This window comes from Paenibacillus sp. PsM32 (assembly GCF_030433815.1).
Taxonomy (GTDB): Bacteria; Bacillota; Bacilli; order Paenibacillales; family Paenibacillaceae; genus Saccharibacillus; species Saccharibacillus kyungheensis.
Window position 1 is genome coordinate 289756 of sequence record NZ_JARUWY010000006.1, and the last position, 15486, is coordinate 305241.

10 protein-coding genes are annotated in these 15486 nt (G+C 38.7%); 4 read left to right on the plus strand and 6 right to left on the minus strand.

The features are described from left to right. Positions 1-110: 110 nt before the first annotated feature. Entirely contained in the window at positions 111-2078 is a 1968-nt protein-coding gene (locus tag QCD85_RS14215) for a PTS mannitol transporter subunit IICBA (protein WP_301263012.1), read from the minus strand. Continuing rightward, the gene (locus QCD85_RS14220) at positions 2075-4201 is read right to left on the minus strand and encodes a BglG family transcription antiterminator (protein ID WP_301263013.1); all 2127 of its coding nucleotides are present in this window, start codon (positions 4199-4201) and stop codon (positions 2075-2077) included. Before QCD85_RS14220 ends, QCD85_RS14215 begins: the two co-directional genes overlap by 4 nt. A gap of 429 nt (positions 4202-4630) precedes the next feature. Here QCD85_RS14220 and QCD85_RS14225 point away from each other — a divergent pair, with 429 nt between their 5' ends. Continuing rightward, complete coding sequence (locus tag QCD85_RS14225; RefSeq protein ID WP_301263014.1) at positions 4631-5377, plus strand: hypothetical protein; 747 nt, start codon at positions 4631-4633, stop codon at positions 5375-5377. A gap of 145 nt (positions 5378-5522) precedes the next feature. Here QCD85_RS14225 and QCD85_RS14230 read toward each other — a convergent pair whose 3' ends face one another. The 3 genes from QCD85_RS14230 to QCD85_RS14240 all read right to left on the minus strand — a co-directional run bounded on the left by QCD85_RS14230 (position 5523) and on the right by QCD85_RS14240 (position 10873). Next, positions 5523-7265 (minus strand): alpha-glycosidase, encoded by a 1743-nt coding sequence (locus QCD85_RS14230; RefSeq protein WP_301263015.1) that lies wholly within the window; start codon positions 7263-7265, stop codon positions 5523-5525. A 288-nt stretch (positions 7266-7553) separates the two neighbouring features. Then, positions 7554-9077, minus strand: coding sequence for a CoA transferase (locus tag QCD85_RS14235; RefSeq protein ID WP_301263016.1), 1524 nt, complete (start codon positions 9075-9077; stop codon positions 7554-7556). Between the two features lie 494 nt (positions 9078-9571). Then, positions 9572-10873, minus strand: a complete 1302-nt coding sequence (locus QCD85_RS14240; protein WP_301263017.1) for an aldehyde dehydrogenase — start codon at positions 10871-10873, stop codon at positions 9572-9574. A 256-nt stretch (positions 10874-11129) separates the two neighbouring features. On the opposite strand from QCD85_RS14240, the gene QCD85_RS14245 reads away from it, so the two are divergent. After that, positions 11130-11735, plus strand: coding sequence for a TetR/AcrR family transcriptional regulator (locus QCD85_RS14245; protein WP_301263018.1), 606 nt, complete (start codon positions 11130-11132; stop codon positions 11733-11735). Positions 11736-11811: 76 nt separating this feature from the next. On the opposite strand, the gene QCD85_RS14250 is transcribed toward QCD85_RS14245, so the two are convergent. After that, the gene (locus tag QCD85_RS14250; RefSeq protein WP_273614621.1) at positions 11812-12297 is read right to left on the minus strand and encodes a MarR family winged helix-turn-helix transcriptional regulator; all 486 of its coding nucleotides are present in this window, start codon (positions 12295-12297) and stop codon (positions 11812-11814) included. A 449-nt stretch (positions 12298-12746) separates the two neighbouring features. On the opposite strand from QCD85_RS14250, the gene zwf reads away from it, so the two are divergent. Next, positions 12747-14243 (plus strand): glucose-6-phosphate dehydrogenase, encoded by a 1497-nt coding sequence (zwf, locus tag QCD85_RS14255; protein WP_273614622.1) that lies wholly within the window; start codon positions 12747-12749, stop codon positions 14241-14243. A gap of 166 nt (positions 14244-14409) precedes the next feature. Next, a complete protein-coding gene (gene gnd / locus QCD85_RS14260; RefSeq protein ID WP_069329580.1) occupies positions 14410-15306 on the plus strand; it encodes a phosphogluconate dehydrogenase (NAD(+)-dependent, decarboxylating) in 897 nt (298 codons plus the stop codon). The last annotated feature ends 180 nt before the right edge of the window (positions 15307-15486 follow it).

Here is a 15486-nt window from a genome sequence, read left to right on the forward strand (position 1 = left end):
TATATAACCAGAAGCCATCCTTAATGTGTAGCTTATATAAGCAAAAGTAGATATAAACAGGTTAAATCAGCAACGAGATCGCTGCTGATTCAACCGGAATAACTATAGGATTAGATTGAGAATGTGCGATAGATTTCTTCAGCATCTGTGACTTTAGCTAAATGTTGTACAGTCGCTTCATCTTCAATCGTTTCAGCAATCTTAGTCAGGATTTGAAGATGTTCTCCACCTGCACCAGCAATACCGATCACAAGATAAGCAGTACCGCCTTCAAATTCCACACCATTTGGATACTGTAGAACAACAATACCGGATGTTTGAATTTGTTTTTTCGCTTCACCGACACCATGAGGAATCGCTACACCGTTACCGATGTAAGTAGAAGCTACTTTTTCACGCTCATGCATCGCTGCAATATAATCATGTTTGACATAACCAGCAGCAGCTAGCATTTCGCCTGCTTTGTTAATCGCATCTTCTTTCGATGTGCTAGCAAGACCTAATACAATATTTTCTTTACGCAAAATGGTAGAACCTGCGTTAGACGTTGTTGTATCTTGTACCACATGTGGTGCATTGTGACTCAATACATCACTGACTTCTTGTTTCACACCAGCAGCATTATCTGGAATAGAAGAGTCAGGGCTACCTGCTGTAGCTGCTTTTAAACGTTCAATCATATCATCATAGATCGGATTGTTAATAAAGTTATCAATCGATACATGCTGTGCATTTGGTGCTTTACCTTTAGCACGGCTTGTTAGATTTTGTTGAGTCACGACGATATCTGCATCAGAAGGAATCGCATCAATCGCTGTATTGGTTACATTGATCGGTAGACCTGCTTGTTGTACTTTTTTACGGAAAGAAGAAGCACCCATAGCACTTGAACCCATACCTGCATCACAAGCGAATACGATTTTGCGAACTTCACCTGTTTGAAGATCGTTAGCAGATGTCAAAGCAGGACCACCAGCGTTACCGCCAGACTTCATGTTTTTGGAAGCGGCTTGAGCTTTTTCCAAATCTTCATCGCTTGGAGCTTTGCGTAAGAAGATTGCTGAGAAAATAAAGGAAACGATCGTTGCTGCGGCTACACCGGCTAGTACAACTAGGTGACCACCTTTTGGAGCAAGACCCATAATAGCCAAGATACTACCTGGAGAAGCAGCACTCGTTAGACCACTACCTAGAATACTATTTGTGAATACGCCAGCCATACCACCAAGAATAACGGCGATAAACAAGATTGGACGCATCAATACATAAGGGAAGTAGACTTCATGAATACCACCAAAGAATTGGATAATGATTGCACCTGGAGCAGAACCTTTAATTGTACCTTTACCAAAGATCCAGTAAGCCAACAATACTCCAAGACCTGGGCCTGGATTTGCTTCTAAAAGATAGAAAATAGATTTACCCGTTTCTAGAGATTGTTGCGCACCTAGTGGTGTAAAGATACCGTGGTTAATTGCATTATTTAAGAATAAAATTTTACCTGGTTCTACAAAGATCGAAACCAATGGTAGAAGATCATGAGCAACCAAGAAGTTAACGCCTGATTCGACGAACATAGTAAATGCTTCAACTAATGGGCCAATACCGACAAAGCCCAGAATTGCAAGCAACATACCGATAATACCAGCAGAGAAGTTGTTAACCAACATTTCAAAACCGGATTTTACTTTACCTTCGATCAATTTATCGAACTGTTTGATCACATATCCACCAAGTGGACCCATAATCATTGCACCGATAAACATCGGGATATCTGCCCCTACGATAACACCCATTGCGGCGATTGCACCGAGTACACCACCGCGATGATCAGCAACGACTTTACCACCAGTATAAGCAATCAATAAAGGAAGCAAATAAGTAATCATGGGACTTACAAGTTTATTTAATTCTACATTAGGCCAGTAACCCGTTGGAATAAATAAAGCAGTGAGTAGACCCCAAGCGATAAAAGCACCGATATTCGGCATAATCATAGAACTTAGAAAGCGTCCGAATGCTTGTACGCGATCACGAGCACTTTTTCTTTCTTTTGTAGCTGTCTGCACAGAACTCATAATTGTTCGACCTCCATCATATATTGTTCGATTTTGCGAGTATATAAATCTTTCATTAAGCTAGAAATCTCAGCCGTTAATTCGGCGGCACTACCCGATACGACTCTAGTCACAAATCCAGGACGGTCGATCAATGATTTACTGACTTCGTTAACTGCTTCCAGATAAGACTTACTGCTGTCTTTGGGAGCAAGCAAGACGATCGCTCCATACAGATCAACCGATTGAGAAGCGGCTGATATCGGATGGGCAAATCGCATCACACCTAGAAAAAGCTTAGGCACGACAGACGAACGACAGTGTAACAAAATCAATCCATCTTGCGAAAGAACAGTTTCTCCTAATCGCTCACGTTCATGCAGTTCTTGTTCTAATACATGTGCTCTTTCTGTAGAAGCAGTAAAAGTCGTTGCAATGTGGTGGATCAAGTCACTTACAGAAGTGGAAATGTATCCATCTCTTATCACTAATCCTTGTGTTAAATCTAAGATGCCAGTGAGTGTTTCTTTATGAGTGTTCAATGTTTCGGTTAAGCGTACACTCGGATCAAGCGATTGTTGTTGTACATGTTGTGTATGCTTAGAAGTATCTAGCTGAGATAATGTTTTACGAATATCGATAATGTCTTCTGATGAAAGTAAGGGTGATACTCGTACAGTTGGAATGAGGCTATCTACTTCTACGGTAGAGATAATAATATCAGCACGCTTTTCTAAACGAACAGCTTCTGAAGAAGAAACCACATCAATAATTTGTAGAGCAGGGAATTCACGTTTGACTCGAACAGACAGCAAACTGGATGTTCCCATCCCACTAGCACAAGCGATTAATGCTTTAAATGGTTTTTTCTGAGCAGCAGCATATTCAGACATAGCGCCGATATGCATAGCCATATAACCAATCTCTGCTTCCGGTACTTCTTTGCCTGTAAATTGAGCCAGTAAAGTCGAACACTTGCGAGCGACTTCGAACGTAGGGCCATATTGTTCTTTGATCTGTGCGAGTAGGGGATTACGAATATCTAATCCTAATCGTAGTCGCTCTACCGCAGGTCCAAGGTGATTAATAAAGCCTGCGAACAATTTGCTGTTTCCTTTGAGTTCGAATCCGGTTTCACTTTCGGCCATTTTCAGTACATCCCGGGCAAGCTTGACCAGTTCAAAGCTAACATGCTCATAATACGGATCAGATTCGACGCTAAGTCTTGTTTCAGCGCCTTTGAGATGCATAGTAATATAACCCATCTCATCTTCAGGAATCACAATATCAAAAGACTGTTCTAACTTGATCGCGAGTGTACGTGCAGTCTCAAATTCATTTAGTTGCTTAAGCTCATCCAGTATGCGAGGAGCAATCGTGATGCGTTGCCCTCTGCGAATACGTTCTATCGCCAGCGCTAGATGAACAGCCAGCCCGATATACGCGCTATCGGTTAATTTCATATGCATTTCACGTTCCAGATCACTCAAGTACTGCTGAAGCTGGTTCATCATTCCATCATCAACCAGATTCAGCAGGCGGTTGCGGATATGGAATTGTACGCGTCCAGGTTGTTCTTCTGTAGGGAAACGGTCACGTACCAGATGATTCAATTGGTATTCGTCTACACTTTCATATAGCAGATGTACCAGTGCAGAACGGATACTACTTTCAGTTCCTTCAATATAGACACCAAGTCCGGGTCTACGAATCAATGTAATCTCAAAAGCTTGAAGCCATTGTTCGATACGATCCAGATCATTACTGAGCGTGCCTTCTGTGACTTTGAATTGTGAAGCAAAGGTGTATAACTTAATCGGTTCTTTGGAAAGTAGAAGTTCACTAATAATGAAGTAATGCCTTTCTTCACGGGTGTAGTCTTTCTTAGGTGTCTGTTCTTCCAGTTCTTGCTGTACGATAGCCAGATGTTCTGGACTACCTTCCAGTGCAAGCCCTGTACCCGGTTTGCGAATCAGGGTTAGCTGTCTTTGATGTAACCAGTCTTCAACGCTCGGCAATTCACGCTTGACCGTTTTCTCACTCACATCTAGATGATCGGACAAGTCCCTGATTGTAATATAGTCACCATGAGAGGCAACCAGAAACTGTAGCATCATTGTGAGGCGAGCGGTCAGCTTCTCCAAAATCGATATCCTCCTTTCCAAAGTCCGATTGAAAACGATATCATAAACATAGGGCTAAGAAATAAGAACTAGTAGTGAATACTTCAAAGTTTAAGGTTTTAACGTGAAGATATCAATTGAAAGATGATACGATTTGTCCTTTGTGTATAAGGGACAAAGGTAAAGAGAGAGGTTATCATAAAATGTTATTTGTTAAATTTTTCTATTATATTCATTAAACAGAAAATTGTTAATTTGAATAAATAAAAATGAAATAAAAGTTATTAAAAATCCTTTAAAAATCTAATTAATTACTTTATAGCAAATAAACTTTAACTATAATTTAAAGTAGAGAGAGAGTTAATTCTTAACTCTAGATTGTTAAATTTGTTAAAATTATACTTACAATGTATAATGAAGAAGTATCAAAAATTATTTAGGAGGTATTTTATGAGGAAAATTACATCGATAAGTATTTCAGTTGTAGCTTCTATGAGTTTATTGTTAGCGTCTTCATCCGTAGGCAATTTTGCCCATGCTACTACAAGTGAGCAAATTTCGGTTAGTACTGATAAGGTAAAAAAGTATAATCAAAATGGATTATCTATTGAAGTAGAATTACTAGAGGGAACAAATGAGAATTGGACTAAACTTAAAGTTACTAACTATACAGATGGAACAACAGAATACTTAAATAGAACGTCAAAAGATAATAAAGAAGTAATAAATATTGAAACATTTCATGTAGCTGAAAAAGGTATAACAGCTTTAGATACTCAAACAAGTGAAAAACATGAGGTTGTATCACAAAATGGTGATATTATTGTAGATGGTAAATCTATGGTTAAAGAATCGTCATCTTCCTCTCAACAACCTGTACAAAAGAATAGTATAAGTCAGACAGCTTCAAATGGTGCTACATTTTATTTTATTTCTAAAATTGATGGGAGCGTAAACACAGATGTGACTACTGCAGCTATATGTATTGCAGTTCTTTCAGCAGCAGTTGGATTTGCATATGCAATTATAACAGATACTGCAGTTGGTATTTTTGCTGGGAAGATTCCATATGTTTGGTATACAAAATATAAATATAGTGATAAGGCTCCGTATCGTCCACTTTATAGACTTGAGGCATATTTCTTTTCAGATCAATTGAGAACATTACAAGTTGGTTACTCAATGTATGTAGTATAAATAAAAGAGTGGGGATATTATATCCTCACTCTTTTATTTATTATATTTCTCAGTAGTATATAGTAATTAAAATAAAATAGCTTTAACGCCTAAAAATTAAAAACATAAGGTTTTCAAATAAAATAAATGAAAATTTAGTAAGTTTTTATTTTACTGCTCTCAAAATAACAAAAGCAAAAGCAGGTAATTTTTCTTCCAGACGACCATTTTCAACTTGAAGTGTAGTCTGATCTAGCATGTTTTCCCACTTGGATGTTTCTACATCAATGCTAACCGTTACTGGTTCAGAAGAGCTGTTCATCGCAATAACAAATGTGTCTTTATCATCAGAACGCTCATAGATCAGTCCGTTATTGCCTTCTTTGGCATGTAAGAACTTAAATGTACCTTGACGTAGAGCAGGATATTGTTTGCGCAGACTGATTAATTGTTGATAAAAAGCAAACAATTCTAAGTCTTGATCCTTCTCATCCCAGACCATACAACGACGGCAATCTGGATCGTTTTCGCCTTCCATACCAAATTCGTCTCCATAATAAATACATGGAGTACCGCTATAGGTCATCTGGAAAGTTACCGCTAATTTGAGACGATCTTTGTTACCTTTAGCAAGCGTCAATGCGCGTGCAGTATCATGACTATCTAACAGATTAAAAGATACTTCCGTTACCTGACGAGGATAGCGTGACATCTGTGTACCAATCGCATGAGCAAATGTTAACGCATCTGTTGTATCTTCGACAAAGAAGTCGGTTACCGCATTTTTGAAAGGATAATTCATTACAGCATCGAATTGATCACCTTGCAACCAAGGAGAAGATTCATGCCAGATTTCGCCCAAAATATAGACGTCTGGATTGATACTTTTCACAGCTTGACGGAATTCACGCCAGAAATGATGATCTACTTCATCGGCAACATCTAAGCGCCAACCATCGATGCCAAATTCTTCAACCCAGTACTTAGCTACATTAAGTAGATATTCTTTCACTTCTGGATTTTCAGTATTAAGCTTAGGCATTAATGGCTCAAAATCAAACGTATCATACGTTGGAATACCGTCTTCTACAGCTAGAGGGAATTTACGTACATGGAACCAGTCTTTATATTTAGATTTTTCGCCTTTTTCTTGTACATCGACAAATGGAGCAAATGTTTTGCCGGAATGATTAAATACCGCATCAAACATCACGCGAATGCCTTTATCATGGCACGTTGTAATTAATTTCTTCAATGTTTCTTTATCTCCGAAATGAGGATCAAGTTCCATATAATCTTCGGTATCGTATTTATGATTAGTGGTTGCTTTGAAAATCGGCGTCATATAAATCGCATTGATCCCAAGATCGGTCAAATGATCTAAATGATCGATAATCCCTTGCAGATCACCACCGAAAAAGTTAAACCACTCTGGCTTTTCGCCCCATGGCAATGTATCTTTCGGATTAATCGAAGGATCTCCATTAGCGAATCGTTCCGGAAAAATTTGATAAAAAACAGCATCTTTGACCCATGCCGGTGGTGTAAATACATCGACTGGATTGATAAATGGAATATCGAATAAACGATCCATTTTCGGTTCTTCTTTACCAAATTTATCTTCGTCCATCCAAATTTCTTCATCATCGTTTTTGAGAAGGAATCCGTATTTGATACGGCGGAAAGGAGGAACTACTTCACATTCCCAATAATCGAACAGATCATCTGTTGCAAAAACATGCATCTGTACGCGTTCTTTGGATTTTTCCCACATGTATTTATCACCAGCAAGAGCCCAGACTTCTTTCACATCCTGCTTTTTGGTGCGTAGACGTAAATGAATCGTTTCACGATCATAAGGATAACCCCAATTCAGTTTGGGACGATGATAGACAGCTTCGATTAACATAGATGTTCCTCCTACATAAGATATGTATTAGACTGCGTATGGTCTATCGATTTATACCCTAAAAAGAATTGTAGGAACCAATTATATAGCGTCTTGATAAGCACATGATTGTAAATCGTTTGACAGAATCTAAATAAACACAAAAAGGGTTACAATAACAAGCGATATCTAAGCTTATTATCGTAACCCAATGGCTAAAGATCAGAAGTTATTTTAAAGTAGTCATTACTATTTATATCAGGATACTTGTATATCATTTGTATAGAATATAGGAATGAAAAGAGAAGTTTACAGATTTTTGGGTAACCACTCTGGGCGATTAGATCCTCTTGGAACAAGTACAGTGTTGTAATGTCCTGGTGTCTCAGACATTTGCACTTGATCGGTCACTCCTTGATAATCTCCGCAGACCGTTTCTGCTGTAAATAAGTCAGGGTCAAGATACAGATGCTCATCCGACGAACCTGCTGTTGCATACGCATAATCTTTATCAAAAATACCCATCGACATTAACCATAACGATACACGACTAAGCGAAATGTGTACTTTATAGCTACCGCCTTCTTCTGCACGTCTTGCAAGAGCCGCCATTGCGCCAGCAGCAGCAAGCCACGAGATAATATAGTCATTTACGACTAAAATAGCGGGTAGTTGTGGTTTCTCTGGTGTTCCTTCAAGGCACATAACCCCTGTAACCGTTCCAGCGGTCTGATCGAATCCAACTCGATCTGCCCAGACTCCTTCTTCGCCATGAAGCGAGACAGATACATGAATAATACCCGGTCTTACACTAGCACATTGCTCTGGATCCAGTTCAAATCGATTCAGATAAGAAGGTCTACGATTCGCAAAAAAGATATCAGCGTCTTGTAACAATGCTTGCATTTTAGCATGACCTTGTGGTTCGCCTATTTCTAATGTAGAAGAGCGCATACCGACACTAGATGTGTAATAAGTAGTGTCTACTTCCCAATCGGATGGTCGCCAGATATTAAGTACATCTGCTCCTTGTAAAGCCAGTGCCCGTCCGATACCAGCGCCTGCGATCACATGCCCCATTCCTAATGCGCGTACACCTTCAAGTGGAGAAGAAACGCCTTGCGACAACGGTTCTGGATCACTTTCGCCGATTTTTTCAATTTGTATAAGGGGTAATTTGGCGACATCAGCGAATGTAGGTTCTTCCATAAATTCTTCTACTGTACGTGCCATCGGCATTACGATACCTACTTTAGCAGCAGCATCTTCCAAATCTTTGGCATTCCATGTAGAGATCGCTTTAGCGACAGCTTCTGGTGTATCTGCACAATCTAATAATTTAAGTGTATTGATTTTGAGCTTAGGATAAGGTTCAAGTGGCATCACCCAGCGATGATCTTTGGTTTCATAAAAGCCAAATTTGAGCGCTTGACTAGGATCAGAAGGGCTAGCAGGTGAATATCCATTGAGTTTCTCCCATTTGCGATCATAAAAAGGAGAGAGGCGATGTAAAATTTTACGTAAATCTAGTGAAATATCTTGTCCTTTACCTCCACGTAGTCGCCACAGATTAGCAGCAGCAACCGATTTGGCAACCATTCCGATCCCTGCTGAACTAGCTAGACGCAATACGCTAGGTACAATCGGATCTTTCCCTGTAAATGAAATCTCTCCGCCACTATCTGCTGAAGATAATCCTATATCTTGCAATACGTTCTCCAATTCTGCATGAATATCAAAATCAGTATGAGTAAGACGATTATGCTTAGCATCTAAAATACGTTGTTTGATTTGATCAATACTATTCATTTCTACATTAGTTGAATTACTCATTGCTTTCACTCCATCCATAAGTAAATGTATACATATAATTATAAACTTACCCAATAGAGGACTCAATAACCAGTGTATTGTGAAATGGGGAGAAAGCCACATATAGTCAATCAGTGTGTATAAAGTAAGTGAAAACGCTACGTTAACGGCGTTGTTCTTGCCATCGCTGGTGAAATCAGATATCTGAAATGACCGTTTGGACGGTCGATATCTGACTTCAAAGGCGACTTTCAGAACAACTCCGTTCCCTTCGCTCTGTACGTGGAGAAGGCAGAAAAGAAAGTGAAGAAAGATGGAATGAATTTAATATACGAAAAAAGGTATAGAGCAAAAAGTATATAAAAAAAGCCAAAGTGTCTTCTCGTCATGTTCATGGCTAAAGAACATGTACCGTTATAACGAAGATCACTTTGGCTATTGTGAGGATTACTTTTTATTCTGTTTTAGTTGAACATAAATGATCTCAAAATAATAGTTATTGTAAACGTAGTGTATTAAGAATTGCGTTTTAGGATACTTTTGTGATGAGAGAAAAGTTCAAAGCTTTGTTGTCCGTGATAAGAACCCATACCGCTATCACCAACACCACCGAAAGGTAGGTAGTGTGAAGTCATATGAGACAATGTTTCGTTAACACAACCGCCACCGAAAGATACAGTGTTGAATACTTGATCTTGTACTTCTTCATCATTGGTGAACAAGTATAGAGCAAGTGGTTTAGGGCGATTTGTGATTTCGTCTAAAATAGGAGTTAGATCATTGTATTCAATAACTGGCAAGATCGGTCCGAAGATTTCTTCTTGCATGACTGGTGAACTCCAATCAACATTGCCTAGTAATGTAGGTTCAATAACCAATTGCTCACGAATCGAGCGACCACCGATTAAGAACTCGCCATCTTCCAAAAATTTAGCTAGTCGATCAAAGTTACGTTGATTAACGATATGCGGGAAGTTTGGATTTTGAGTTGCATTTTCTGTATATTTATCGTTGATTTCTGCTTGTAATAAAGAAATAAACTCTTCACGTACATCTTCATGTACCAACAGATAATCAGGTGCTACACAAGTTTGTCCTGCATTTAAGAATTTACCACGAGCTAGACGTTGAGCAGCGATTTGTAGATTTGCATCTTTGTGCACGATACTTGGACTTTTACCGCCTAATTCTAATGTAACTGGTGTTAAATGCTCTGCCGCTGCTCTCATGACCACTTTACCTACGCCTGTGCTACCTGTGAAGAAGATATAGTCGAATTTTTCTTTGAGTAGTGCTGTGCTAGTCTCTACTTCGCCTTCCATAACAGCAATATACTCGCTAGGGAATGTATCTGCGATCAATTCAGCAGTGACTTTAGATACAGCAGGTGTTAACTCAGAAGGTTTGATCACTGCACTATTACCCGCTGCCATCGCACCCACCAATGGACCAAATGCTAATTGGAAAGGATAGTTCCAAGGCGCAATGATCAAAGCAACACCATAAGGTTCTGGATGAATAAAGCTAGACGAATCTGGCAAAGTAGAAGCAGTAGGTACTTCACGTGGTGCTGCCCATTGCTCTAAATGTTCTAACGTAAAGTCGATTTCGCCTAAAACGATACGAATTTCAGAACCGAATGCTTCAGGCTCTGATTTGTTAAGGTCGCTTTTCAAAGCATCCAAAATCGGTTGATGAAATTTCTCAATTGCTTTTTTAAGACGATTTAGTGCTTGAATACGGAAAGTAACATCTTTGGTGTTACCTGTATTAAAAAATTGTCGTTGTTGTTGAACTAACTCATGTGCTGTTGTCATGTGTAAAACTCCTTTGATATCTGTTTTTATAATAAACAAACCAATTCGGCTTGATGGATATGAATAAATTTTCATATTAAATTGTGTTAAATTGAATTATACGCTATTGATCCTATAGTTACAATAACCAAACTTTCTTTAGATGTGGCTAAAGCGACACTTGTCTATAAAGTGGGTATATAAGGTTAACAAGATGCAACATGTTGGAAGCATGACTTATTATCCAATGATAATTAGAGGAGAAGAGGGAGCATATATGCCTGAGCAAAAATTAGATCCGCGTGTGCGACGTACACGCCGTTTGTTACAAGATGCATTAATCGATCTGATGGATCGCAAACCGTATGCTCAAATCACAATTCAAGATATTACCGATCTTGCCACCTTAAACCGTAAAACATTTTACCTGCATTATGAAACAAAAGATCATTTATTATATACAACTACAGATGAGATTTTGGGCGAACTGTTTGGCGATGCCAAAGAAGCATCAGTTATTAATCCTTCAATAGACGATCTACAACGTTATATTGCGAAAAGGATTTTTGAGTATGTGATCAAATACAAAGAGTTTTTTCGGGTGATGTTTGAACGCAAAGCGAGTATGAATTTTATCCAGTATATGAAGCGGTATATTACTACTTTTTATGAGCAAAAGTTTTCGCGGTTTGACGATGATAAGTTATTTGTCCATAAAGATGTGATCGCTAGTTATATTGGATCAGCGTATGTAGGAGTCATTTATTGGTGGTTAGACAATGATATGCCGTATACACCGGAGAAAATGACCGAGCAAATGATGGAACTTAATTCACGCGGGCCGATTCAGATTATTCGTATGTATGTAGAAGAGGAGAAGTAGCAGACAGACCAAAAAGGCAAATCCTGCTCTTTGAAGTGAAAAGAGGATTTACCAGCCGTATTCATTTAGCTCCCAGTTATAGAGGAGCTGTAACTATCGATTGTGGTGTGATTGCTGAATCGTTAGCGACAGTCGTAGTGCTTGCGTTATCACGAACTTTGGTAAGCAGACGACGCAACAGAACCAGTTCTTCTGCTGAAATGCCATCTACCAGTTCTTGCCCGACTTCTTCCATCACAGGGCAGACTTCATTTTCAAGTTGCGCACCTGCGGGAGTAAGATAGATTTTGAAGCAACGTCGATCGTCAGTGCATGTAATTTTACGGACAAAACCTTTATTTTCTAAATTAGAGATCATACGCGTAATATTGGTTTTGTCTTTTCCTAAGCGCTCGCCAATTTCATTTTGCGTAATGCCATCTTTTTTCCATAACAGCATCATAATAAAATTTTGCTCGGGCGCCAGGTTAAATGGAGATAATTTATTTTTAATATGACCGGAGATCGCTAGATGGACATCACGAATCAATACGGTATAACTCTTTTCTACGTCATAAGGCATATCATTCACCTACTGTTTTAGTTGTTATAGCAACCTTTTGTGCAAAAATAGCCTATCACTTGTAACCGTTATTGTCAACGAAGCTATTCACAAGTAGCGGCAAAATACCGATAATAAATTGACGGAATAAGTAATGTTCATTCTGAAACTTTCATTTTTATCCTTGACATTGTTCGACACAAGGTCTATTGTGGATTTTGTAAACAGTGTCTGTCACAAAAGAGACACAACGACGGATTGACTTTAAAGCGAGATTTGGATATGCAACGACTTCTTTTATGTAAAGTCGTACATAATGAAAAATGCTCGTTTATTTTTTGGCGATATAGTTGCTATATCAACCGTATCTTTTCAGCAAGAATGAAAACACCACATGTCACGTAGATAAAATATACCCGCACGATAAAATAGAAACTGTGTTGGAGTAGGGTACTTTGGAGGAGAAACGAATGGAAGCAATGACTTTTGTATTGTTCGGCTCAACAGGGGATTTAGCAAAACGTAAAATTTTCCCTGCTTTGTATAACTTGTTTGTAGATAGCAAAATGCCTGAAGCTTTTTCGGTAATTGGTTTAGGAAGAAAATCGTTCAATGATGCTACATTCCAAACTTACGTAGAACAGGCGTTAGAAGAATTTTCACGTAACAAACCAGAAAATCGCGAATCTGTAGATGCTTTTCTTCGCTCGATTCGTTACCATATCTTAAATGTTGATGATACAGCAGGTTATCAAGAACTGCTCAAAATCGTTGAAACTCGTGAAGCTGAATTAAATATTCCGCAAAATCGTATGTTCTATATGTCAGTCGCTCCTGAGTTCTTTGAAGTGATTGCTACTAATATCAAAGACAGCGGACTTGGAACAACAACAGGTTGGAAACGTCTAATCATCGAAAAACCATTTGGACATGATCTTTCTTCTGCTCGTCAGTTGAATGAACAATTAAGCAAAACATTTGCAGAAGAAGAAATTTTCCGTATCGATCACTACTTGGGCAAACCAATGGTGCAAAATTTGGAATCTTTAGCTTCTACCAATCCAGCAATTCAAGCACTTTGGAACAACCGTCATATTGCTAATGTACAGATTACAGCAGCAGAAACAGTGGGTGTTGAAGAACGTGCAGGATATTACGATCACACAGGTGCGATTCGTGATATGATGCAAAACCATATGTTGCAAGTGTTGATGATGACTGCAATGACATTGCCTGCTGGTCATACCGTAGACGATGTACGCTCTCACAAAAAACATATCGCTCAGTCGTTACGCTCCATTTCTAAAGAAGATGCGCACAAACATATCGTACGTGCTCAATATAGTGCTGGTGAAAGCAATGGTAAAGCATTAGCTTCTTATCAAGATGAGCCAGGAATCACTCCAGGTTCGATGACAGATACGTTTATCGCTGCTCGTGTATGGGTAGACGATTTCTCTTGGCAAGGGGTTCCTTTCTATATTCGTACAGGGAAACGTATGAAAGAGAAATCAACTCGTATCGTAATTGAATTTAAAGATGTAATGAAAAATGAAGATATCTGTGTAGCTTGTGATGCTCAACCGAATATGTTGGTAATCAGCATTAATCCAGATCAAAAAATCACGCTACAATTAAACCATAAAAATGTCATCACTGGTCGTCTTGAGCCAATGACAGCTGAATTTAAAGTAGGATCAGACAATGAGCCTGAAGCTTACGAATTGTTAATCTATGATGCACTACGTGGAGATGCTACATTCTTCGCTCACTGGGATGAAGTTGAATTGTCCTGGCAGTGGGTACAACCGATCCTAGAAGCATTTGCAGATAACGATTTGCCAATTCATCATTATGCAGCAGGTACGTATGGTCCTGAAGCTTCTAATGAATTGCTTGCTGTTGAAGGATTCCAATGGTTAAAAGATCAACCTGTTCAAGCTTCTGCTCCTGTAGCAGTCGTTTAACAGATACCATAAAATGGGTAATACGCTCTGGTATATGTTTTACAGAGCGTATTCTACATGTGATCTAAAGCTAAGATTTAGCTTTTTAAATATAGATCAATAGAGAAAAGACTTATGGATAGTGAGTAACAACTACTTTTACAAAAAAGACACGGAGGGTTACACAATGAAAATCGGATTAGTTGGATTAGGAAAAATGGGTATGAACCTTGGACAAAACTTAATGGATCACAACCACGAGGTTGTTGCATTTGATTTGAACAAAGAAGCAGTAAAAGAAATCGCTGATCTTGGTGCAACACCAGCATATACATTAGCAGAAGTGGTATCTAACTTAGAATCTCCACGTATCTTATGGATCATGGTTCCTCATGGTGTTGTTGATTCCGTACTAGGCGAGATCGCTCCATTGTTAAATGAAAATGATATCGTGATCGAAGCAGGTAACTCTCACTATAAAGAATCGATCCGTCGTTATAACGAATTGAAATTAAAAGGTATTCGTTACATGGATGCAGGTACTTCAGGTGGTATGAGTGGTGCTCGTAACGGTGCTTGTTATATGGTTGGTGGCGACAAAGAAGCTTGGGATGTAGTTGAACCAGTATTCCGCGATACTTCTGTTGAAAATGGCTTCTTGTATGCAGGCGAATCAGGTAGCGGTCATTACTTGAAAATGGTTCATAACGGTATCGAATACGGTATGATGGCTGCAATCGGTGAAGGATTTGAAGTATTAGAGAAAAGCCCGTACGATTTCAACTACGAAAAAGTAGCACGCGTATGGAACAATGGTTCTGTTATCCGTTCATGGTTAATGGAATTGACAGAAAACGCATTTGCAAAAGATGGTAACTTGGAAGAAATTCAAGGAATCATGCATTCTTCTGGTGAAGGTAAATGGACAGTAGAAGAAGCAATGGATCTACAAATGGCAACTCCAGTTATCGCATTGTCTCTATTAATGCGTTACCGTTCTCTAGACAACGATACATTTACAGGTAAAGTTGTTGCAGCTCTACGTAACGAATTTGGCGGACACGCTGTAGAGAAAAAACAATAATCTAGTGCTTGGTAAAATAAAAGCGACTCTATATTATAGAGTCGCGTTTTTTTTTTTTAATATCCAAAAATAATTATAAGTATTTTATTTTTTTTTATTTTGTAAAAATTGATAAAAATAATATGAAAGACAAAATAACCGTGGTTAAATAAATTGGTGTTTGTTATTAAAAAAGACCAC